Raw genomic sequence first — 21,988 nt, 5'->3', positions numbered from 1 at the left:
CCAGGAGCACCAGGCCGCGACGGATGATCTCGGTGACGCCCGGGCGAAGGGCACCTGGCGAGCCGCCAGGCCGAGGTGTCAGCTGAGGAGCTTGCGGGCGGCCTCCTCGATCTCCTCCTCCGACAGCAGCACGTGGTTGGCCGCGCCACCCAGCGGGATGAAGCTGTCGGCCGAGGTGACGCGGGCGATCTGCCCCTGGAATCCCGCATCCACGAGCTCGGCTATGACGCCTTCCGACACGCCGCCCGTGTGCCGGGTCTCGTCGGCGATCAGCACCTTGCCCGTCAGCTCCGCGGCCCGCACCAGGTCCTCCACCGGCAGCGGTGCCAGCCAGCGCAGGTCGAGCACCCGGCAGCTGAACCCCTCCTGCGTGAGTCGTACGGCGGCCCGCAGGCTCATCCGCAGCCCGTTGCCGAACGTCACGATCGTCAGGTCGCGCCCGTCGCCGTAGGAGCGCGCGCGGCCGATCGGCACGTGCGTCTCCGGCCAGCGCGAGGGCGGCGCGTACGGCGCGAGCCAGCCGCCGTCTCCCTCGTCGAACAGGTCCTTGGTGTGGTAGAGGGCGATCGGCTCCAGGAACACGCAGACCGAGCCCTGGGTACGGGCGGCCGCAAGGCAGGTGCGGAGCATGGCGGAGGCGTCGTCGGGCCGCGAAGGCGCGGCGACGACCAGTCCCGGGATGTCGCGCAGCGCGCCGACGGCGTTGTCGTTGTGGAAGTGGCCGCCGAACCCCTTCTGGTAGGCCAGCCCGGCGACCCGCACCACCAGCGGGTTGGGGTAGGCGCCCTGGGAGAAGAACGACAGCGTGGCCGCCTCGCCGCGGATCTGGTCCAGCGCGTTGTGCAGGTAGGCCAGGTACTGGATCTCCGGCACGGGCAGCAGCTTCGACACCCCCGAGCCGAGGGCCAGCCCGAGGATGGCCTGCTCGTCGAGGAGCGTGTCGAACACCCGGCCCGCGCCGAAACGCTTCTGGAGGCCCCGGGTGACGCCGTAGACGCCGCCCTTCTTGGCCACGTCCTCGCCGAAGACCATCATCTCCGGATAGACGGCCAGCGCGTCGGCGAGCGTGCGGTTGATCGACTGGGAGAGCGTCATCGCCCTCTCCGTCTCGGGCAGCGTCCCGGCGAACGCCTTCTCCCTGACCGCGCTCTCCGCGGCGACCGGGCTGATCTTGGCGATCAGGTCGGCCCGGCGCGGCGCGATCGGCGCCATCACCTCCTTGGCGGAGGCGAGCCGCGGGCTGCGGGTGGTCTCCAGCGCGATCCGCAGCACGTGCTCGCGCGAGAGCTCGTACCGCTTGAGGAGCTCCTCCGGCGTGACCAGCCCCGCCTCCACCAGCAGCCGAGCGGACCCGAGCAGCGGGTCGCGCTCCAGGTCGGCGCGGATCTCCCGCTGCGTGCGGTAGGCCGACTCGACGTCGGACCCGGCGTGGCCCATCAGCCGCACGGTGGAGAGGTGCAGGAAGGCGGGGAAGCGGCGGGTGCGCACGTGCTCGACGGCCCGCCGGGCCGTGTCGTAGGCGCCGGCCAGGTCGCAGCCGTCGGCGGCGAAGTACTCGATGCCGGGCCGCCGGGCCGCCGCCTCCACCCAGCCCTTGGGCGTGCGGACGCTGATGCCGATGCCGTTGTCCTCGCAGACGAACAGGATCGGCAGCGGCTGCCCCTGGTGAGTGGCGTAGGCGGCGATGTTGAAGCCTGACAGCGCCGAGGCGTGGTTGATCGAGGCGTCGCCGAAACTGCACACCGCGATCGCGTCGTCCGGCCATGCCTGGCCGACGTCGAGCGCGCGGCCCCTCTCGATGGCGAAGGCAACGCCGGCGGCCCGCGGCAGGTGGCTGGCGATGGTGGAGGTCTGCGGGATGACCGCCAGGTCGGGGTGGCCGAACACCTTGTGCCGCCCGCCCGCGATGGGCTCCTCAGCCGAGGCGGTCAGGCCCAGCAGCACGTCGCGGATGCCCTGGTCGGGCAGCCGTCCGGCCTGCTCGGACCTGGTGAGGTAGAAGGCGCCGGAGCGGTAGTGCAGCAGGGCCGGGTCGTCCTGCCGCAGGGCGGCGGCGACGGCGGCGTTGCCCTCGTGCCCGGCCGAGCCGATGGTGTAGAAGCCCTCGTCCTGCTCGCGCAGCCAGCGAGCCGCGATGTCGAGCAGCCGACTGTCGAGCTGACGCTGGTAGAGCGTGCGGCACTGTTCGCCGGTGAGAGTGGTCCCCTCGCGGACGGGACCCGCCGGATCCCGAGCCGCGCCCGTCTCAAGAGTCGCTACCGCCTGGATGAAATGAGTCTCAACTGTGTCGCGCGCCACATAGCCGATTATGTCTTCCGCGGGCTCTCGCGTCTGCCAGTCGGTGGTGACATGTTCTGGACCGGTCCTTTTGACCCCGCTCTATAACAGATTGTCAGAATCGAGAACTTTGGGGCTCTCGGCGACGTCTACTGGAGAGACACGTGGCACCCTCAATGCCGCGTTGAAACCCCTGGGGTATCCAGAAAGGAAACCCGTATGTTACAACGCATCCGTGTGGCCGCTGTGGCCGCCGTCGCGCTCGCGATGGGGGCCGGGGCTCTGGCCCTGACACCGTCCGCGTCGGCGGAGGTTCAGGTCGCGGCCCCCACCATCAGCAAGGTGCGGATCAGCCCTGCCTCCCCGATCGTCGTCTTCGACAAGGCCGTCACGGCGACGTTCACGTTCTCCACCAAGGGCGCGACCGGCGCCGAGTTCCAGCTCAAGGCGCCCGGCCAGCAGGGCGTGTTCACCCCGGTGGAGGTCAAGGCCGGCCCGAAGAACGGCGACTGGACCCGGTGGACCGCCACCAAGTCCTTCGACGCCGCGGTCGCGGGCACCTGGAACCTCCTCGCGATCGCCAAGGGCGACGGCGAGGCCTCCACCACCGGCACCTTCGAGGTCAAGAAGGCGCTCACCACCAAGATCGTCGAATTCGACGCCAACCCCGACCGGGTCGACAAGGGCGACACGATCAGGGTCTCCGGCAAGCTCGAGGCCGATGACAAGGGTTACGCCGGGCAGAAGGTGACCATCACCTTCCGTGCCAGGGGCACCGACGCCTACCGGCACGTCACCAGCGTCACCACCGGCCGCAACGGCTGGTTCGCCGCCAGAGTGCGCGCCGAGACCACCGGATGGTGGCGAGCCGAGTTCGCCGCCACCGCCGTCGCCAGAGGCTCGGTCAGCGACACCGACCGGGTCAGCGTCAAGGCCGGCAACCGCGACAGCCACATCTCCGGCTTCGACGCCTACCGCGAGCCCGTCACCAAGGGCGACAGGCTCAGCTTCACCGGAGTCCTGCAGGCCGAGGGCAAGCACGCCCTGCCCGGCCAGCGGGTCGCCATCACCTTCAAGGCTCACGACTCCCGTCACTGGCAGTACGTCACCAGCGACGTGACCAACCGCGACGGCCGCTTCTGGGCCTCCACCACCGCGCAGGCGTCGGGCTGGTGGCGAGCCGAGTTCCGCGGCGCCAAGGGCGTCAACGGCTCGGTCAGCGACGCCGACTGGGTCAGGGTCGTCGAGCCCACCCCGCCGCCGGAGGAGGAGAAGGCGGACACCCGCGTCATCTCGTTCAACGCCTACCCGGAGCCCGTCAAGCGCGGCAAGTACCTGCGCTTCAGGGGCGCGCTGCAGGTTGACGACGAAGGCGTCTGGGAGGGCTATCAGGGCAAGGTCCGGCTGTACTTCAAGCCCAAGGGCTCGGACTCTTACCAGTACGTCAAGTCCACCTGGTCCAACAGCAGCGGCAAGCTGTACACCAAGGTCAAGGCATGGAACTCCGGCAGATGGAAGTTCGTCTACGCCGGTGACGAGGACACCCACGGCGACGCCAGCCGCACGGACTACGTCCGCGTGAAGCGCTGACCCTGTGAACACGAGGAGGCCCGGGACGAACCGTCCCGGGCCTCCGTCACGCTAGTTGACCCGATCGGCGGGCGCCTTGGCGCCCAGGCTCAGCAGCATCTGCTTGATGTCACCGAGATCGCCCTCCACCCGGGTGAACCGCTGGTCGATCGCGACGAACCGCTGGTCGATCGCGGCGAACCGCTGGTCGATCGCGGCGAACCGGTCGTCGATCTCGGTGAACCGCTTGGCCAGAGACGACTCGAGCTGAGTGAAGCGGTCGTCCTGCTGGTCCAGCCGGAGGTGGACCTTGTCGAGCCGCAGGTCCATCCTGGCGATATCTTGCTTGACCTGGTTGAAGCTATCGGTCGTCGTGTGCTGGAACTGGTACAGCTGCTCGCCCAGCTCTTCGACCCGAGTCCCGATCCCGTCGACGCGGATGCCGAGCTCCCTGACGCCGACCTCGAGCCGGTCGACGCGGGTGCCGAGGTCCTTGACGCCGACGTCGAGCCGGTCGACGTGGACTCCGATCCCGTCGACGCGGGTCTCGAGCCGGTCGGCGCGCTTGTCGATCCTGGTCAGGAGGTTCTTCCCGACGCCGTCGACCCGCTCGTGCAGTGAGGTGAAGCGTTCGGCGATGCTCAGGTCAGCCACGCCGCTGACTGTACGAGATTCCAGAGCCGACAGTCGGGCTTCATGCTGGTTCAGGCGTTCTTGGAGACCGAACATGGAGGATGCCTTTCCAAGGGGGAGTGTCGCACGTCAGGAAAGCTACCCTCCGTGATCGTCCGGTTGCACTCGAACACGAAACTCTTGTTGGCGCTCCAGCCTGGACGCTCCTGGCCGGCGCCGCCGCCGTATCGAAGCCGCCATCCGGAAAGGCCGGCCAGGCGGTCGCCCGGCCGGCCACGAGCCGGATCTCCACGCGGAGCCATCCGGTGGATCCGAAGCCTCCGGCCCGCCTGAGGGCCCGCAGTCCGCACAGGTCCTAGTCGGCCCGCCTGAACTGGGCGATCCCCACGGCCAGCAGCACCAGGCCGAGTGCCGCGACCAGCCCGAGCTCCACCGGGATCGGCACCTGCCAGCCGAACCACTGCACCCCGGGGTTCAGCGTCGCGTTCACCGCCGGCGGCACGTCCAGGTGCGAGAAGACCGCCATCCGCATCGGGTCCACCGCGTACGTCATCGGGTTGACCACCGTCAGGACGTGCAGCCACGACGGCAGGTTGGCCAGCGGGAACATCGCCCCCGACAGGAACATCATCGGCATGATCGCCATCTGCATCAGGCCGAAGAACGTCTGCATGTTCTTCATCCGCGCCGCGAGCATCACGCCGAAGGCGGTGATCGTGAACGCCGCCAGGAACATCTCGCCCAGGAGCGTGAGCATCAGGGTGGGGGAGTAGGGGACGCCCACCAGCCCGGCCATGGCCAGGATGACGATGCCCTGCCCGGTGGCGACGATCGCGCCGCCCAGGCACTTGCCCACCACGATCGCGCCGCGCGAGACCGGCGCGACGAGCATCTCGCGCAGGAAGCCGAACTCGCGGTCCCACACGATCGAGCCGGCGGAGAACATGCCCGTCATGATCACGGTCATCGAGATCATGCCGGGATACATGAACGTACGGAAGTCCACCCCCGGGATCGACCCCTGCACCAGCGACCCCAGCCCGGTGCCCATGACGAACAGCCACAGCACCGGCTGCAGCAGCATGGACAGCATGCGGGTGTGGTCGTTGACGAAGCGCAGCATCTCCCGGTGCAGCACCACCTTGATCGCGCGAAGGTCGTGACCGGCGCTGCGGGCGGGCACCCGTACCCTGATCGCCCCCGTGGTCGCCTCTGTCGTCATGTCATCGCCTCGCCATCGCGCGCATCCACGCCATGTTGTCGCCGGACTCGGCGTCGCGGATCGTGGAGCCGGTGTAGGACATGAACACGTCGTCGAGCGACGGGCGCGACACGCTCACCGACGTGATCGGCATGCCGAGCTCGGCGAACAGGCGCGGCACGAACTCCTCGCCCGACTCGACCGCGAACGTGACCGCGCCCTCGTGGACGGCGGCCTCCAGGCCGAACCTGTCGCGGAGGGCGGCGATCGCGGCCTGGTCGTCGCGGGTGTGGATCTGCACCCGGTCCCTGCCGACGCTGGCCTTCAGCTTCTCCGGCGAGTCGGTCACCACGACCTCGCCGTGGTCGATGATCGCGATCCGGTCGCAGTATTCGGCCTCGTCCATGTAGTGGGTGGTCATGAAGATGGTGATGTCCTCGCTGACCCTGAGCTCGTTGATGTAGCCCCAGATGGCCGAGCGGGTCTGCGGGTCGAGCCCGACCGTCGGCTCGTCCAGGAACAGCACCCGGGGCGAGTGCAGCAGGCCGCGGGCGATCTCCAGCCGCCGCTTCATGCCGCCGGAGAACGTCATCACCTTGGCGTCCTTGCGGTCCCAGAGCGCGACCATCTCCATGACCTGTTCGATCCGGTCGCCGACGACGCTCTTGGGTACGCCGTAGAGCTCGGCGTGGAAGCGCAGGTTCTGCTCGGCGCTCAGGTAGCCGTCGAGCGTGGGGTCCTGGAAGACCAGGCCGATGTTGCGGCGGACCTCGTCGCGCTCCTTGACCACGTCGTGCCCCGCGACCGTGGCGCTGCCGCCGGTCGGGTTCACCAGCGTGCAGAGCATGTTGATCGTGGTGGTCTTGCCCGCGCCGTTGGGCCCGAGGAAGCCGAACACCTCGCCCGGCGCCACCTCGAAGTCGACGCCCTTGACGGCCTCGATCTTGCCGTACGTCTTGCGTAACTGGTTGACGGTCACAGCCGTTTCGGTGCTCAATCAGTCCTCCGCCAGAATCTGGAAAACGGACTTGCGTGTCTGCCTGAGCAGCTTCTTGGCCTCGGCGACCTGCCGGTCGTTGGCGGACCGGGTCAGGTGCAGGAAGGCCTCTCCGAGCTGGCCCCACAGCAGGCGCAGCTCGTGGCGGTCCTCGGGCACGGTGCGTGCCACCTCGTCCCATGGTGCCTCACCGCCCAGATGGCGGGCGGCCTCCTCGCGGCCTTGCTCGGTCAGCCGGTAGGTACGGCTGCCGCCGCTCTCCTCGCAGAGGACCAGGCCCTCGTCCTCCAACTGCTGGAGCGAGGGATAGACGGACCCGGGGCTGGGGCGCCAGACGCCCCGGCTGCGGGCCTCGATGTCCTGGATCATCTGGTAGCCGTTCTTTGGGCCCTCGCTGAGCAGGCTCAGCAGAGCCGCCCTGACGTCTCCGCGCCGCACCCTCGGCGAGCCCTCCATGCCGGGCGGTGCCGGGGCCATGGGGGGCATCGGCGGCGGCGGGGCGGGCGGCTCTTCCCATCTTCGGGGGTCGCGCATGCTGACACCTCCAACTATCGAGATACCCCAACGATATATCTAGATAGTTGGCCTAACAAGGCATTTGTCGCAAGACGGCGGCCAGTTAGCGAGGGTTAACGCAGGCCTCGATCGCGGCCCGCGCCATGGCGTGCAGGAGGGGGCGCATGGCCTGTGACGGAAGCTCGCCCGCGCTGTGCGGGGTGGAGTTGAGCAGGCCGAAGACCGCGTGTGTGGCGGCGCGGAGGCGCGCCGGCGGGCACGCCGGGTGCAGCTCCGCCAGCACGGTCACCCATTCCTCGACGTACAGCCGCTGCAGCCGCCTGATCTGCCGCCGGTCGCGCTCGGGCACGTTGCCCAGCTCCCTGTCGTGCACGGTGATCAGGGCCGGCTGCTCGAGCGCGAAGGTGATCTGCACGTTCAGCAGGGCGTCGAGCGTCTCGCCCGGCCCGCCGGCGGAGGTGACGACCGCCACGGCCGACTCGCGCAGCCGCGAGCTGATGTCCAGCAGCATCTCGGCCAGCAGCGCGTCCTTGCCGGTGAAGTGCCGGTAGAGCGCCGGGCCCGAGATCCCGACCGCGCCGCCGATGTCCTCGATCGAGACGCCGTGGAAGCCGCGCACCGCGAACAGGCTCGCGGCGGCCGCCAGGATCTCCGCGCGCCTGTTGCCGCGATTTCGGGTAGGTGCCGAGGCAGTTGTCACGTCTCACATGCTAGACGGTTACGTTAATGATGACTAACATCTCGGCCATGACGAGAGGGGACACATGAGCGACTGGCCGGTGCTGAAGTCGGCCGCCGACCGTTCGAGCGAGGCTTACAAGCACAACGCCGAGCTCAACGAGCGGCTCGCCGCCGACCTCCTCGAACGCCTCGCCACCGCCGCCTTGGGCGGCCCCGAGCGGTCCCGGCGGCGCCACGCCGAGCGTGGCAAGCTGCTGCCGCGCGACCGCGTCGACGGCCTGCTCGACCCGGGCTCCCGCTTCCTGGAGCTGTCGCCGCTCGCGGCCAACGGCCTCTACGACGACCAGGCGCCCGCCGCCGGCATCATCACCGGCGTCGGCAGGATCGCCGGCCGCGAGTGCGTGGTCGTGGCCAACGACGCCACCGTCAAGGGCGGCACCTACTACCCGATCACCGTCAAGAAGCACCTGCGCGCCCAGGAGGTGGCCCTGCACAACCACCTGCCGTGCGTCTACCTGGTCGACTCCGGCGGCGCGTTCCTCCCCATGCAGGACGAGGTCTTCCCCGACCGCGAGCACTTCGGCCGCATCTTCTACAACCAGGCCACGATGTCCGCGCGCGGCATCCCGCAGATCGCCGCCGTGCTCGGCTCCTGCACCGCGGGCGGCGCGTACGTGCCCGCCATGAGCGACGAGGCGGTCATCGTACGAGACCAGGGCACGATCTTCCTCGGCGGCCCGCCGCTGGTGAAGGCGGCCACCGGCGAGGAGGTGACGGCTGAGGAACTCGGCGGCGGTGACCTGCACGCGCGGGTCAGCGGCGTCACCGACCACCTCGCCGAGGACGACGCGCACGCGCTGGCCATCGTCCGCGACATCGTCTCCACGCTGGCGCCCCGCGCCGCGCGCCCGTGGGACACGTCCGAGCCGGAGCCGCCCGCGCACGACGTGCGCGACCTCTACGGACTCATCCCCGCCGACACCCGGCAGCCGTACGACGTGCGCGAGGTCATCGCCAGGCTGGTCGACGGCTCGCGCTTCCTGGAGTTCAAGGCCGAGTACGGCGCCACACTCGTCACCGGCTTCGCCCGGCTGCACGGTCACCCGGTCGGCATCGTCGCCAACAACGGCATCCTGTTCAGCGAGTCGGCGATGAAGGGGGCGCACTTCATCGAGCTGTGCGACCGGCGGCGGATCCCGCTGCTCTTCCTGCAGAACATCAGCGGCTTCATGGTCGGCAAGGCCTACGAGGCGGGCGGCATCGCCAAGCACGGCGCCAAGATGGTCACCGCGGTCGCGTGCGCGCGGGTGCCGAAGCTCACCGTGGTGATCGGCGGCTCGTTCGGGGCGGGCAACTACGCCATGGCAGGTCGCGCCTACTCGCCCCGGTTCCTGTGGATGTGGCCGAACGCGCGCATCTCCGTCATGGGCGGCGAGCAGGCGGCGAACGTCCTGACCACCGTGGGCAGCGCGGACGCCGACGCGATCAGGGCCCGGTACGAGCACCAGGGCAACCCGTACTACTCCACGGCCAGGCTGTGGGACGACGGCGTGATCGACCCGCTCGACACGCGCACGGTCCTCGGCCTCGCCCTCTCCGCGGCGGCGAACGCCCCGCTCGACCCCGTCGGCTACGGCGTCTTCCGGATGTGACGGTGCACATGTCTCACTCGAACAGCGCGACCTTCGACCGCGTGCTCGTCGCGAACAGGGGCGAGATCGCCGTGCGGATCATCCGCACCCTGCGCGAGCTCGGCATCACCTCGGTGGCCGTGCACACCGCCTCCGACGCGGGGGCCCGCCACGTCCTCGAAGCCGACGTTGCCTACCAGGTCCCGAAATATCTGGATATTGAGGCGATTGTGGGGGTCGCCGAGCGTGCCGGGGCTCAGGCCGTCCATCCCGGATACGGCTTCCTGTCCGAGAACGCCGCGTTCGCCCGCCGGTGCGCCGAAGCCGGCCTGGTATTCGTCGGCCCGCCCGCCGACGCCATCGACGCCATGGGCGACAAGATCCGCGCCAAGACCACCGTGTCGGCCGCCGGTGTCCCCGTCGTCCCCGGCGGCGCCGAGCCCGCCGACGACCTCGCCACCTGGCAGGACTTCCCGGCCCTGATCAAGCCGTCGGCGGGTGGCGGGGGCAAGGGCATGGTCCTGGTCCACTCGGCCGCCGAACTGCCCGACGCCCTGCAGTCCGCCCGCCGCACCGCGACCGCGGCCTTCGGCGACGGCACGCTGCTGATCGAGCGCTTCGTGGAGAACCCCCGGCACATCGAGATCCAGATCCTCGCCGACACCCGCGGCAACGTCGTCCACCTCGGCGAGCGCGAGTGCAGCCTCCAGCGCAGGCACCAGAAGATCGTGGAGGAGTCCCCGTCCCCGTTCGTGGACGCCGCGATGCGCGAGCGGATGGGCGCCGCCGCCGTCGAGGCCGCCCGCGCCGTCGGTTACACCGGCGCGGGCACGGTCGAGTTCATCGTCGACGGCACCACCGGCGCGTACCACTTCATGGAGATGAACACCCGCCTGCAGGTCGAGCATCCGGTCACCGAGCTGGTCACCGGTCTGGATCTGGTCGAGCTCCAGCTGCGGGTGGCGGCGGGTGCTCCGCTGCCGTTCGCGCAGGACGAGGTACGCCTGACGGGCCACTCCGTGGAAGCCCGCGTCTACGCCGAGGACCCCGCCCGCGGCTTCCTGCCCACCGGCGGCCGTGTCCTCACCCTGCGCGAACCCGCCACCCGTTCCGGATCGCCGGTACGGGTGGACTCCGGCCTGGTGGAGGGCGGAGTGGTGGGGACCGAGTTCGACCCCATGCTCTCGAAGGTCGTCGCCTGGGCCCCCGACCGGGCCGCCGCGCTGAGGGTGCTGGACGGGGCGCTCGGCGACACGGTGATCCTGGGCGTCACCACCAACATCCCGTTCCTGCGGGCGCTGCTCGCCCACCGCGCCGTGCGGGCGGGCGAGCTGGACACCGGCCTGGTCGAGCGCATACTCCCCGACCTTCTGCCCGCCGGCGAGGTGCCCGAGGAGGTCGCCGCCGCCGCGGCGCTCGCCTTCCACGACCGGCCCGGGGGCACCGACCCGTGGGACGTCGCCGACGGCTGGCGGGTCGGCCCCTCGGCGTGGACCACCTGGCGGCTGGAGTCGCGGGACGGCGTGCACGCGATCCAGGTGAGAGGCCTGCCGCACGAGAGCGCGGAGGTCCGTACGGAGGGCTCCGAGGCCGTCCCCGCCTCCCTGCGGGCCGACGGGCCGCGGCTCGCCGTCACCCTCGGCGGGCGCACGCTGCACTACACCCTGGCTCGTGACGGCGACACCCTGTGGCTCGGCCGGGACGGCCAGAGCTGGGCCGTGACGCGGCACCGGATCGGCGACCCCGGCGACCGGCCGGGCGCGGCGGGAGCGGGCGACGGCGTCGTCCGGAGCCCGATGCCGGGCACCGTGCTGGTCGTCAAGGTGCAGGTGGGCGACCGGGTCGACGAGGGCCAGCCGTTGCTGATCGTGGAGGCCATGAAGATGGAGCACACCGTCACCGCGCCTCGCGCGGGCCTGGTCTCCGAGCTGCCCGCGCAGGCGGGCCGGCCGGTGGACATGGACGCCGTGCTGGCCGTGGTGAGGAGCGAGGAGGCGTGATGAGGCCGTACCCGATGCGGGGCCTGCCGCAGCAGGTCACCGTCTACGAGGTGGGCCCGCGCGACGGGCTGCAGAACGAGGCGGCGATCGTGCCGGTCGAGGTGAAGGCCGAGTTCATCGACCGGCTCGCCGACGCCGGGCACAAGGTGATCGAGGCGACGAGCTTCGTGCACCCGAAGTGGGTGCCGCAGCTGGCCGACGCCGAGGACCTGCTCGCCAGGCTGCACAGGAAGCCCGGCGTCCGCTACCCGGTGCTGGTCCCGAACGAGCGCGGCCTCGAGCGAGCCGTCGCGCGCGGCGTCGACGAGATCGCCGTCTTCGCCAGCGCCACCGAGACGTTCGCCGCCAAGAACCTGAACCGGAGCCTGGAGAGCCAGTTCGAGATGTTCGAGCCGGTGGTCGCCGGCGCTCTGGGGCACGGCATGAAGGTCCGCGCGTACGTGTCGATGTGCTTCGGCGATCCCTGGGAGGGGCCCACACCGGTCTCGCAGGTGGTCGCCGTCGGCGAGCGGCTGCTCGGGCTGGGCTGCCACCAGCTCTCCCTCGGCGACACCATCGGCGTCGGCACCCCCGGCCACGTCACCGACCTGATCGGCGCGTTCAAGGCGCCGGACCGGCTCGCCGTGCACTTCCACGACACCTACGGCCAGGCGCTCGGCAACACGCTGGCCGCGCTCAGGGCGGGCGTGACCACGGTCGACGCCTCCACCGGAGGCATCGGCGGCTGCCCCTACGCCGAGTCGGCCACCGGCAACCTCGCCACCGAAGACCTCGTCTGGATGCTGCGCGGGCTCGGCATCGAGACCGGCCTCGACCTGGACAAGCTCGTGGCCACCAGCACCTGGCTGGCCGGTCGGCTGGGCCGCCCCAGCCCCTCCCGCGTCGTCCAGGCACTCTCGAAAGGCTGATCCGTCATGCTGACCGCTGAACACGAAGAGCTGCGCAAGACCGTCGAGGCGTTCGCCCGCGACGTGGTCGCCCCGGTCATCGGCGACTACTACGAACGCGAGGAGTTCCCGTACGACATCGTGCGGCAGATGGGCGCGATGGGGCTGTTCGGCCTGCCCATCCCGGAGGAGCACGGCGGCATGGGCGGCGACTACTTCGCGCTCTGCCTGGCGCTGGAGGAGCTCGCCAGGGTCGACTCCAGCGTGTCGATCACCCTGGAGGCGGCGGTGTCGCTCGGCGCCATGCCGATCTTCCGCTTCGGCACCCCCGAGCAGCGCGAGCGATGGCTGCCCAAGCTGGCCTCGGGCGAGCTGCTCGGCGCGTTCGGCCTGACGGAGCCGGGCGGCGGCTCCGACGTCCCCGGCGGCATGCGCACCACGGCCGTGCTCGACGGCGGCGAATGGGTGATCAACGGCACGAAGGCGTTCATCACCAACTCCGGCACCGACATCACCGGCGTGGTCGGCGTGGCCGCGCTCACCGGCGAGCGGGAGATCTCCACGATCCTCGTGCCGAGCGGCACTCCCGGCTTCACGGTCTCCAAGAAGTACTCCAAGGTCGGCTGGAACGCCTCCGACACCCGCGAGCTGTCCTTCTCCGACTGCCGCGTGCCCGCCGGGAACCTCCTCGGCGAGCGCGGCCGCGGCTACGCGCAGTTCCTGCAGACCCTCGACGAGGGACGCATCGCCATCGCGGCCGTCGGCGTCGGTCTCGCGCAGGGCTGCGTGGACGAATGCCTCAGGTACGTCAGGGACAGGAAGGCCTTCGGCCACCCGATCGGCCACTACCAGGCCATCCAGTTCAAGATCGCCGACATGGAGGCCCGTACGCACACCGCACGGCTGGCCTACTACCACGCCGCGGAGAAGATGCGGGCGGGCGTCCCGTTCAAGAAGGAGGCGGCGATCGCCAAGCTCGTCTCGTCCAACGCCGCCATGGACAACTCACGCGAGGCCACGCAGATCTTCGGCGGCTACGGGTTCATGAACGACTTCCCCGTGGGGCGCTTCTACCGAGACGCCAAGATCCTGGAGATCGGCGAGGGCACCAGCGAGGTGCAGCGGATGCTCATCGCCCGCCAACTCGGCCTCGGCGACCTCTGACCTGCGGATCCACGCGACCTGCCGGTGACCCGCTCTCATGCCGACACGGCACCCACGCGTCGAAGTCGCACGTGAAGCTCCCCGTCCCCTGAGGTCTTTTCCGCCAGGGCCGAGCGGATCGGTCGCGTGGTAGCTTTCGGGCAAAAGCAAGCCTTGATCCCGCGAGAGGAGGGGTCGTGGCCGTGAGCAGCACCGAGGACGAGCAAGGCCCGCCAGCGGCATGGGAAGCGGCGTGGCAAGTGCTGGCGCCCGTAGCGGATCTGATCACGCCGATGGCGGTGCGGGTCGCGGCCTCGCTGGGGCTGGCCGATCTGATGGCCGACGACGCGGTGCCCGTCGAGGAGCTGGCCCGCCGTTCTGACACCGACGCGGACGCGCTGGGCCGGCTGCTGCGTCACCTGGTCTGCCGGGGCGTCTTCACCGAACGGGAGCCGGGCAGGTTCGCAGTCAACGAGCCCGCCGCGCTGCTGGCATCCGACCACCCGGCCGGGATGCGGCGGTGGCTCGACCTGGGTGGCTTCGGCGGGCAGATGGATCTGGCATTCACCGGTCTGCTGCACACGGTCCGCACCGGGCAACCGGCGTGGGAGACGGTCTTCGGCGCCCCGTTCTGGCGCTATCTCGCCGAGAACCCGCAGATGAGCGCGTCGTTCGACGCGACCATGGCCGCCGGAGCGGACTACGTGACCGACGCGGCCGGGGGGTACGACTGGTCCGGTGTGCGGCATGTGGTCGACGTCGGCGGCGGCACCGGCGTCCTGCTCGCCGAAGTGCTGCAGGCCCACCCGGACATCCGGGCCACGCTCGTAGATCTGCCGGACACAGTGGACCGAGGCCGGCGGTACCTGGCCGAGCGCGGGCTGGAAACGCGGTGCGAGTTCGCCGGCCAGAGCTTCTTCGATCCGCTGCCATCCGGGGGTGACGCATACGTGCTCAGGCGCGTGGTGCACGACTGGAGCGACGACGACGCCGTGCTGATCCTGCGTCGCTGCGCCGACGCGGCCGGGCAGCACGGGCGGGTCGTCGTGATCGAGTCACCCGGCGGTTCCGGTGACGACCCGGCTCCCTTCGCCGAGATGAACCTGCGCATGCTCGTGCTCAGCGGCGGCCGCGAACGCACCGTCGAGGACTACCTCGCCATCGCTGCCGAAGCCGGGCTCGACGTTGCCGGCGTTCACAACACCGCACTCGGACACGTCGTCCTCGACTGCACTCGACTGGGTCCTTGACCCAGATCAAGGATCTGGCGCCGACCCACCGGTGGATCACACCGCCGAGTTCGTCCGCCGGCTCGGCTTCGGTGACCTCTGACCTGTGGATTCACGCGACCTTCCGGTGATCAGCCGCTCGTCGTACGCGGCGGTGACTCACTCCGGAGCCGGCAGGTCCATCGACGCGAGCCTGGCCGGGTCGATCACGGTCGAGATGGCGACGATCCGGCCGTCGACGACGGTGAACGCCATGACCGAGAGCGGAGTTCCATTCTCGCGCCAGGAGACGAACCCGGGAAGGCCGTTTACGAGCACCGCTCGCCCGCGCGCGGCTGCGCCGACGGTGACTCGCGCGGATGCGCCGGTGGCGACCTTGGCGGCGCCGAGGATGACGACCTGACCGTCGGGAGTGTCGACGGTCAGCCTCACCTCGGGGTCGAGCACGCGCAGCAACCCCTCGAAATCGCCCTGGCGTGCCGCCGCCAGGAAGGCCTGGACCACCTCTCTCTGCTCCCGTCCGGCGACCGTCGGCCGTTCGGTCGCCTGCACCTTCCTGCGGGCGCGGCTGGCGAGCATCTTGGCGGCGTCGGTGGACCTGCCGAGGATCTGGCCGATCTCGTCGAACGGCACCGCGAACAGGTCGTGCAGCACGAACGCCAGCCGTTCGCTCGGCCCGAGCGACTCGAGGACGACGAGGAGCGCGAGCCCGACCGATTCGGCGAGCGCCACGTCGTCCTCTGGCGCGGGGCCGTCGTCGACCGTCACCACGAGCTCGGGCAGCCGGTCGTCGTAGGACGCCTCAGGGCGGGCCTGGCGCGATCGCAGGACGTCGAGGCTGATCCGGCCGACCACCGTGGTCAGCCAGCCGGCGAGGTTGTGGATGGTCGCCGTTTCCTGGCGGGAGAGCCGCAGCCAGGCCTCCTGGACCACGTCCTCGGCGTCGGCGTGCGATCCGAGCATGCGGTAGGCGACCGCGCGCAGCCGGTCGCGCTGGGCCTCGAACGCCTCGGCCACGGGGTCAGTCGGGCTGGTGTCGGACATGTTGTTACCTTCCTCGGATCCGCTTCGTCATGGGTGATGACGGGCCCGGAGGGGCACACGTAACCGATGAAGGAGCAAGTCCGATGGAAGCACGCATGAAGAGCCCGGCGACCCCCGACGTGATGGCGGCGATCCAGGGCCTGTACAAGGCGATGTACTCCGGCGGCGTCGACCCGCGCGTGCTCGGTCTGGTCCACCTGCGGGCCAGCCAGATCAACGGCTGCAGCCCGTGCGTATTCGCCGGTGTCGAGTCCGCGAAGAAGCAGGGAGAGACCGACGAGCGGCTGCACAACGTGGTCACGTGGCGCGAGACGCCGTTCTTCACCGAGGGAGAGCGGGCAGCGCTCGCGCTGACCGAGGCAGCCACCCGGATCCAGGACGGCGCGCCGGGCGTGACCGACGAGATCTGGGACGCCGCCGCCGCCCACTTCGACGAGAAGCAGCTGTCTGCGATCATCCTGGACATCGCGCTGACCAACTTCTTCAACCGGATCAACCGTACGCTCCGGGAGCAGGCCGGCAAGACCTGGTGAGATGGGCGGGCCGCGCCCCCGCGATCAAGGGATGAAGTCTGTGGCACTTTGCCACAATGGTGGGGATCTGTGCTGGTAGTGGCATCGGCGTGCGGCCGGAGCAGGCTCAGCCGGAGTCGTAGACGCAGTGGACACCGGTGCGGACGGTGCGGTCGAGGTGGGCCCCGGCCTCGGGCAGGACCTCGCTGATGCGGCGGATCGAGTCGCGGACGCGACCGGCCACCGCCTTGCGGGCCCGCTCGACCTCGGCCGCGCGGAAGGCCCGGATGCCGCCACCGGGCGCCACGTGCTCGCGCAGCTCCGCCAGGATCGACTCCCTCTCTTCGGAGGCGCGCTCGAGCCTGCCCCCGTCGTGGCAGTCGCCCGCATCCGCGAGCTCCGCCTCCAGGTCGGCGAGCCGCGAGCGGTAGGCCGTGACGGCGGCCCGGTCCAGGACGGGCTGCGTCGCCGCGGGCGGCGGCGCGATCGGGCCGGTCAGGTCCAGCACGTGGACCGGCACGCCGGGGCGTGAGGTCAGGGTCGCGAGGTCGCGCAGGCCCTTGGCGTCCCGCAGGTGCGCGGCACGCCCGCCGTACTGGATCAGCCACAGCTCGCCAGAACGCCGCAAGGTGACGTGGCCGGAGGTGACGGGGTGGTCCGCCTCCCACAGGGTCGCCCCGAGGCGTCGATGGGTCTCCGCGGCTCGCTCCAGCCAGGTTCTGGCCTGGCCGGCGTCGCCGAGAGCAGCGTGAAGGCGGCCGATGCGCTGCGCGTGCGCGCCCATGAAGCACACCAGCGCCCCGTTGACCGCGCACCCGCCGGCGACCGGGGCGAGTTCGGCCAGCAGGCGCTCGCACAGCCGCGTGTCGCCCAACCTGATCGCCGCCTCGGCGAGCTCGCCGATGTAGACGGACCACAGATAGGAGCGGTCGGCCTGCCAGCCGCCCAGCGCGAGAACGGTGTCGACCTCGCGGCGGGCCGAGTCGAGGTCTCCCGCGCGGGCGAGGAACCCGGCAGCCACCGCGTGCGCGTGCACGGGAGCCCCCACCCACCAGCGCACCGCCTCGGCCGCGAGCGCGCGCAACCGGTCCGGCTCGCCGCCCGCCCGGACCACCTCCAGGAGCTGGGACATGCGCACGTTGCCCGTGTCGGGCTCGCCCAGCCGGTCGCCGAGCTCAGCGGCCTCGTGCACGAGGCGCTCCCCGCCGGCCAGGTCGCCGTCCAGGAGGGCGAGCGCGGCCCTGCGGGTGAGCACGAGGTAGTCGTGGCGCGGCTGCCGGAGCGCGGTCGCCGCCTCGAAGTATTCGGCCAGGGTCGCGCGGAAGGCGGGGGAGCCGTCCTCCAACTGGGCGCTGGCCAGCAGCAGCCAGGCTTCGGCGTGCCGTTCCTGGTCGGTGGCCAGCGTGGCGATCTCGGCGGCGATCTCGATCCGCTCGGCCTGCGTGCCCGGAGTCCATATCGTGTCGTGCCTGGCCAGCAGGCAGGTCGCCAGCGTGGCCGGATCGTCGAGGTCACGGGCGATCCGCACCGCGCGCTCGGCCAGCGGCCTGGCCCGTGGCCGCTCTCGGGGGACCGAGTGCTGCAACTCCCTGGCCAGGGCGGCGGCCAGCCGGGCCTCGATGGCGGTGGCCGTGCCCTCCGAAGCTCGATAGGCCTGGTCGAGGGCGTTCACCAGCACGGTACGCGGCATCGCGAAGCGGGCTCCGAGCCCGGTCAGGGCGAGCGCGACCGCGCCCTGCCTGGCCGGATCGCCCAGCCCCGTGGCGATGGACCACGCGCTGTCGAGGTGCTGCCGGGCGGCGGCCGCCTCGCCCGCGCGCAACCGCGCGTCGCCGGCCGCGACCAGCAGATCCACCCGGTCGTCTGCCGGCAAGGGGCACCCGGCCGCTTCGGCCTGGTCCAGTACGCGCTCGGCCTGGGCCGCCGCCTCGGCGAAGGCCAGACGGGCACTGTCGGCCTTCGCGGCGGTCAGAGCCCAGCGTGTGACCTGCCGGATGTCACCCTGCGGCATGGCCAGGGCCAGGTGCCTGGCGATCTCGGCAGGCACGGCGGTGCGGTCCGTGAGGCCCACCCCGAGCGCGTGATGCAGTGACCTGAGCCGCGCCGGAGCGAGAGTCCGGCCGATCGACTCGCGGTACAGGTCGTGCGCGAAGCGCGGCCTGGGACCGGCCAGCAGGATGCCCGCGCCGCAGGCTTCGGCCACCAGGTCGGCCGCCTGACCCGGCTCCAGCTCCATGACCTCGCTCAGCAGGTCGAGCCGCAGCTCGACACCGGCGACGGCGGCCACCTCCAGCATCGCGGCGCAGGCGGGCGTCAGCCGGCTCACCCGGCGGGCGATGACCTCGCCCACGACGGCGGGCACGCCCGCACCGCCGCCACCGGACGCCAGCGCGTGCGCCAGCTCACGGGTGAAGAACGGGTGCCCGCCCGCACGCCGGAAGACCGGCTCGCCCCACTCGCGCGCCGCCCGCTCTCCGGCGAGCTGCGCCACCAGCTCGGTCGTCTCCGCCGCGTCGAGCCCGCCCAGATGTACGGCCTGCGCCCGGGTCGCCACCGAGGCCAGGCCGCCCGCCGCCAGCTCGTCCGGCCGGTAGACGGCCACCACCGTGAGAGGGGCCGTCCGGTGCGCCCCAGCCACGAACTCCAGCAACCGCAGCGACGACGGGTCGGCCCAGTGCAGGTCGTCGATGACCACGAGCAGTGGCGCCGCCCGCTCCAGCAGCCTGGCCACCGCGTCGAAGAGCCGCAGGCGAGCGAGGTCGTCCTGCTCGGCCGCGACCGGGGCGGGCAGTCCGGGAACGAGCCGGCCCAGCTCCTCGCCAGGATCCACGTCGTGGTCGTCGACCACCGCGCGCACCACCTGCGCCCAGGGCCACAGCGCGGGCGCGCCGTCCCAGCAGGTGGCCCAGACGGTGCGCCAGCCGTCGCGGGCCGCGTCCTCGGCCGCCCGCCCGGCCAGCGCGGTCTTGCCGATGCCCGACTCGCCGGTCACGAGCACGAGCTCGGCCCGGCCCGCGCCGGCATCCCGCAGGGCATCGGCGATGCGCCGAAGCGGTGCCACCCGGCCGACGAACGCCATGACACGACAATGCCAGACCGGATCTGGCGGATGCCAGGGACGCTCTGGCCCTCTATCGGGTGAACCGAAAGGAGCACGCCATGACCGCCACCTTCGACCCCGAGGTCTACAAGCGCACCACCCGCCAGCAGTGGCAGGACGCAGCCGAAGCCTGGCACCGCTGGGGCCCGACCATCGAGGCCTGGCTCGGCGACGCGACCGCCGCGATGCTCGACGCGGCGGAGGTCACCGAGGGCTGCCGCGTCCTTGACGTGGCCGCGGGCACGGGCGGCCAGACCCTGGCCGCCGCGCGCCGTACCGGGACGGGCGGGCACGTCCTCGCCACCGACATCTCTCCCGCCATCCTCGAGTACGCCGCCAAGGTCGCGGGCGAGGCCGGCCTGTCGCAGGTGAGCACCAGGGAGCTGGACGGCGAGGAGCTCGCCGTGGGCGAGGGAGCCTTCGACGCGGTGATCTCGCGCGTCGGGCTGATCTACTTCCCCGACCAGCTCGCGGCGCTGAGCGGGATGCGCCGCGCGTTGCGGCCGGACGGCCGGATCGCGGCCGTCGTCTACTCCACGGCCGACCGCAACCAGTTCTTCTCCGTTCCCGTCTCGATCATCCGCCGACGCGCGCAGCTCCCGCCACCCGCGCCGGGGCAGCCCGGCCCCTTCAGCCTCGGCTCGCCCGGCGCCGCCGAGGAGCTGTTCATCCGTGCCGGGCTGCGCGACGTCACCGTACGGGCCGTACCGTCTCCGCTCCGGCTGGCCAGCGCGGCCGAGTGCGTCCGCTTCGAGCGCGAGTCCTTCGGCGCGCTGCACCAGATGCTCATCTCGCTGGCCCCGGCCGACCGGGAGGCGGCCTGGACCGAGATCACCGAGCGGCTCGCGGAGTTCGACGGACCGGACGGCTTCACCGGTCCCTGCGAGATGCTCGTCGTGTCGGGCGCCAGATGAGCAACGCCAGCCCGGCGTCCAGCGCGGTTGGGGCTGCCTGGTAGTCGGTGATGAGGACGTCCAGGGGGCGGCCTTGTCGGCCTCGGTGGGCAGGGCATAGCGGCGGGTGGTGTCCGGGGAGCACGCGAGGCTCGATTCTCGACGAGGTCACGCGTGTTCGCTCCCCAGGCTGTTGAGCCCCTTCATCGTCAGATCGACGCCGCGTCGGGCGGCCTCAAGTTGCTCCATCTCAGCGGGGCCGGAACGTTCGTAGCTGGCTGCCGCCGCTGCCTGCGCCCCGCCGATCAGTGCGCCGACCGCTGCCGCCGCGATGATCGGGTCGAGCTCGTCAGGGTACGCCTCGACCAGCGCCTCGACCATCCCTCGCTGTAGGTGGAAGAGCACCTGCAGCCCTTTGGCCTGCACGGCGGTCCAGATCAAGGCGGGCCAGTCGGTCACCGTCTCGGTTCCCGCCGCCAACCGCGACCCCCGGCACTTCTCCGAGCCGGAAACGCTTGACCTGCGCAGGTCGGCCTCCGGGCATGTGGCCTTCGGTCACGGTGTCCACCAGTGCCTGGGGCAGCAGCTCGCGAGGGTGGAGATGGAGGTGGCGCTGCCGGCGCTGTTCGACAGGTTCCCGACGCTACGGCTCGCCGTACCGGAGGAGGAGGTCCCGCTCCGCGACGACATGCTGATCTACGGCCTGCACCGGCTGCCCGTCACCTGGGAGTAGACGTCATGAAAGTCATCGCTGACCGCGACCGATGCATCGGCGCCGGCCAATGCGTCGCCGCCGCGCCCGAGGTGTTCGACCAGGACGAGCAGGATGGCCTGGTCGTGCTGCTCGACGCCGCGCCGGACGCGGAGCTCCACGAGGCCGTACGTGAGGCCGCCACGTTGTGCCCAGCCTCCGCCATCCTCGCGCGGGAAGATCGATGAGCGACGTGCTCGTCGTCGGCCCGCGGGCGGCCTGGCCCTCGCGTGCACCACGCCGTCAACATGGCCGGCCGCCGGTTCCGTCGCGGCTTCCCCGACCGTCAGCCTGTCCTGCCCCATCGGCGGCCTCTGGCTTGGGGACCCCGTGCGCGACCGGCCGGCCCGGCGGGGCACACTGGTGCCGGCGGCTCGGCGACCTCAACAGGGCGGCGTCGCGGGGCGGGGCGATTGGACTGTGCATGGACCACGATCTAGGGTCATACGTCATGACGGCTGACGACCTTCTCATTAGGAAAGCGGAGAAGGCGGACGCGGACGAGGTGTTCGCGCTGGCCCGCGAGTTCGGGCTGACCTTCAGGCCCGAACGCGAGGCCTTCGACGAGGCGCTGCCCGTGCTCCTCCATGACGAGGACACCCTGCTGATCGCGGCCGTGGTCGACGGGCGGGTCCACGGCTACCTGCTCGGCTACGTGCACCTGACCCTGTTCGCCAACGGGCCGGTCGCCTGGGTGGAGGAGGCCATGGTGCAGTCCGGGTCTCGCCGGCAGGGCATCGGGCGGGCGCTGCTGATGGAGTTCGAGACGTGGGCTCGCTCACGCGGCGCCCGGTATGTGGCGATGGCCACCCGGCGGGCGCCCGAGTTCTACCACGCGCTGGGCTACGAGGCGTCGGCCACGTTCTTCCGCAAGGTGCTGCGGTGATCGGGCGTCCCGGCCTGTCGTAGCCGGGTGGCATCCTT

19 protein-coding genes and 1 pseudogene are annotated in these 21,988 nt (G+C 71.2%); 11 read left to right on the top strand and 9 right to left on the bottom strand.

Annotation, left to right across the window (positions count from 1 at the left end):
• Window positions 1–78: 78 nt before the first annotated feature.
• Window positions 79–2,298, bottom strand: coding sequence for a thiamine pyrophosphate-dependent enzyme (locus tag V5E28_RS06800; RefSeq protein ID WP_336205524.1), 2,220 nt, complete (start codon window positions 2,296–2,298; stop codon window positions 79–81).
• A 198-nt stretch (window positions 2,299–2,496) separates the two neighbouring features.
• Here V5E28_RS06800 and V5E28_RS06795 point away from each other — a divergent pair, with 198 nt between their 5' ends.
• Window positions 2,497–3,867, top strand: a complete 1,371-nt coding sequence (locus tag V5E28_RS06795) for a hypothetical protein (protein WP_336205522.1) — start codon at window positions 2,497–2,499, stop codon at window positions 3,865–3,867.
• A gap of 51 nt (window positions 3,868–3,918) precedes the next feature.
• Here V5E28_RS06795 and V5E28_RS06790 read toward each other — a convergent pair whose 3' ends face one another.
• From V5E28_RS06790 to V5E28_RS06770, 5 genes are all read right to left on the bottom strand, one after another.
• On the bottom strand, window positions 3,919–4,500 hold the full coding sequence (locus tag V5E28_RS06790; protein ID WP_336205521.1) for a hypothetical protein: 582 nt from the start codon (window positions 4,498–4,500) through the stop codon (window positions 3,919–3,921).
• A gap of 334 nt (window positions 4,501–4,834) precedes the next feature.
• Complete coding sequence (locus tag V5E28_RS06785) at window positions 4,835–5,701, bottom strand: ABC transporter permease (protein ID WP_336205520.1); 867 nt, start codon at window positions 5,699–5,701, stop codon at window positions 4,835–4,837.
• Between the two features lies 1 nt (window position 5,702).
• Window positions 5,703–6,677, bottom strand: a complete 975-nt coding sequence (locus V5E28_RS06780) for an ATP-binding cassette domain-containing protein (RefSeq protein ID WP_336205519.1) — start codon at window positions 6,675–6,677, stop codon at window positions 5,703–5,705.
• A complete protein-coding gene (locus V5E28_RS06775; RefSeq protein ID WP_336205518.1) occupies window positions 6,678–7,211 on the bottom strand; it encodes a PadR family transcriptional regulator in 534 nt (177 codons plus the stop codon). It abuts the gene before it with no gap.
• Between the two features lie 85 nt (window positions 7,212–7,296).
• Complete coding sequence (locus tag V5E28_RS06770) at window positions 7,297–7,893, bottom strand: SACE_7040 family transcriptional regulator (RefSeq protein WP_336205517.1); 597 nt, start codon at window positions 7,891–7,893, stop codon at window positions 7,297–7,299.
• A 64-nt stretch (window positions 7,894–7,957) separates the two neighbouring features.
• Between V5E28_RS06770 and V5E28_RS06765 the strand changes: the two genes are divergently transcribed.
• From V5E28_RS06765 to V5E28_RS06745, 5 genes are all read left to right on the top strand, one after another.
• Window positions 7,958–9,526 (top strand): carboxyl transferase domain-containing protein, encoded by a 1,569-nt coding sequence (locus V5E28_RS06765; RefSeq protein ID WP_336205516.1) that lies wholly within the window; start codon window positions 7,958–7,960, stop codon window positions 9,524–9,526.
• 8 nt (window positions 9,527–9,534) lie between these two features.
• Entirely contained in the window at window positions 9,535–11,505 is a 1,971-nt protein-coding gene (locus V5E28_RS06760) for an ATP-binding protein (protein WP_336205515.1), read from the top strand.
• Window positions 11,505–12,413: a hydroxymethylglutaryl-CoA lyase gene (locus V5E28_RS06755; protein WP_336205514.1), complete on the top strand. Its 909-nt coding sequence runs from the start codon at window positions 11,505–11,507 to the stop codon at window positions 12,411–12,413. Before V5E28_RS06760 ends, V5E28_RS06755 begins: the two co-directional genes overlap by 1 nt.
• Window positions 12,414–12,419: 6 nt before the next feature.
• The gene (locus V5E28_RS06750; protein WP_336205513.1) at window positions 12,420–13,556 is read left to right on the top strand and encodes an acyl-CoA dehydrogenase family protein; all 1,137 of its coding nucleotides are present in this window, start codon (window positions 12,420–12,422) and stop codon (window positions 13,554–13,556) included.
• A 176-nt stretch (window positions 13,557–13,732) separates the two neighbouring features.
• Window positions 13,733–14,785, top strand: coding sequence for a methyltransferase (locus tag V5E28_RS06745; protein ID WP_336205512.1), 1,053 nt, complete (start codon window positions 13,733–13,735; stop codon window positions 14,783–14,785).
• 138 nt (window positions 14,786–14,923) lie between these two features.
• Here the strand turns inward: V5E28_RS06745 and V5E28_RS06740 are convergent, their stop codons facing one another.
• Window positions 14,924–15,808, bottom strand: coding sequence for a sigma-70 family RNA polymerase sigma factor (locus V5E28_RS06740; protein ID WP_336205511.1), 885 nt, complete (start codon window positions 15,806–15,808; stop codon window positions 14,924–14,926).
• Between the two features lie 83 nt (window positions 15,809–15,891).
• Between V5E28_RS06740 and V5E28_RS06735 the strand changes: the two genes are divergently transcribed.
• Entirely contained in the window at window positions 15,892–16,341 is a 450-nt protein-coding gene (locus V5E28_RS06735; protein WP_336205510.1) for a carboxymuconolactone decarboxylase family protein, read from the top strand.
• Window positions 16,342–16,447: 106 nt separating this feature from the next.
• Here V5E28_RS06735 and V5E28_RS06730 read toward each other — a convergent pair whose 3' ends face one another.
• A complete protein-coding gene (locus V5E28_RS06730) occupies window positions 16,448–19,399 on the bottom strand; it encodes an ATP-binding protein (protein ID WP_336205509.1) in 2,952 nt (983 codons plus the stop codon).
• Between the two features lie 80 nt (window positions 19,400–19,479).
• On the opposite strand from V5E28_RS06730, the gene V5E28_RS06725 reads away from it, so the two are divergent.
• Window positions 19,480–20,334 (top strand): class I SAM-dependent methyltransferase, encoded by an 855-nt coding sequence (locus V5E28_RS06725; protein WP_336205508.1) that lies wholly within the window; start codon window positions 19,480–19,482, stop codon window positions 20,332–20,334.
• A 147-nt stretch (window positions 20,335–20,481) separates the two neighbouring features.
• On the opposite strand, the gene V5E28_RS06720 is transcribed toward V5E28_RS06725, so the two are convergent.
• The gene (locus V5E28_RS06720; protein WP_336205507.1) at window positions 20,482–20,694 is read right to left on the bottom strand and encodes a hypothetical protein; all 213 of its coding nucleotides are present in this window, start codon (window positions 20,692–20,694) and stop codon (window positions 20,482–20,484) included.
• Window positions 20,695–20,749: 55 nt separating this feature from the next.
• Here V5E28_RS06720 and V5E28_RS06715 point away from each other — a divergent pair.
• The 3 genes and pseudogenes from V5E28_RS06715 to V5E28_RS06705 all read left to right on the top strand — a co-directional run.
• Window positions 20,750–21,046, top strand: a pseudogene (locus tag V5E28_RS06715) (cytochrome P450); the annotation flags it as partial.
• A gap of 5 nt (window positions 21,047–21,051) precedes the next feature.
• The gene (locus tag V5E28_RS06710) at window positions 21,052–21,252 is read left to right on the top strand and encodes a ferredoxin (protein WP_336205506.1); all 201 of its coding nucleotides are present in this window, start codon (window positions 21,052–21,054) and stop codon (window positions 21,250–21,252) included.
• Between the two features lie 263 nt (window positions 21,253–21,515).
• Window positions 21,516–21,950, top strand: coding sequence for a GNAT family N-acetyltransferase (locus V5E28_RS06705; RefSeq protein WP_336205505.1), 435 nt, complete (start codon window positions 21,516–21,518; stop codon window positions 21,948–21,950).
• Window positions 21,951–21,988 lie beyond the last annotated feature (38 nt).

This window comes from Nonomuraea sp. LPB2021202275-12-8 (assembly GCF_037044575.1).
Taxonomy (GTDB): Bacteria; Actinomycetota; Actinomycetes; order Streptosporangiales; family Streptosporangiaceae; genus Nonomuraea.
This window is presented reverse-complemented; position numbering and strand designations above follow the sequence as displayed.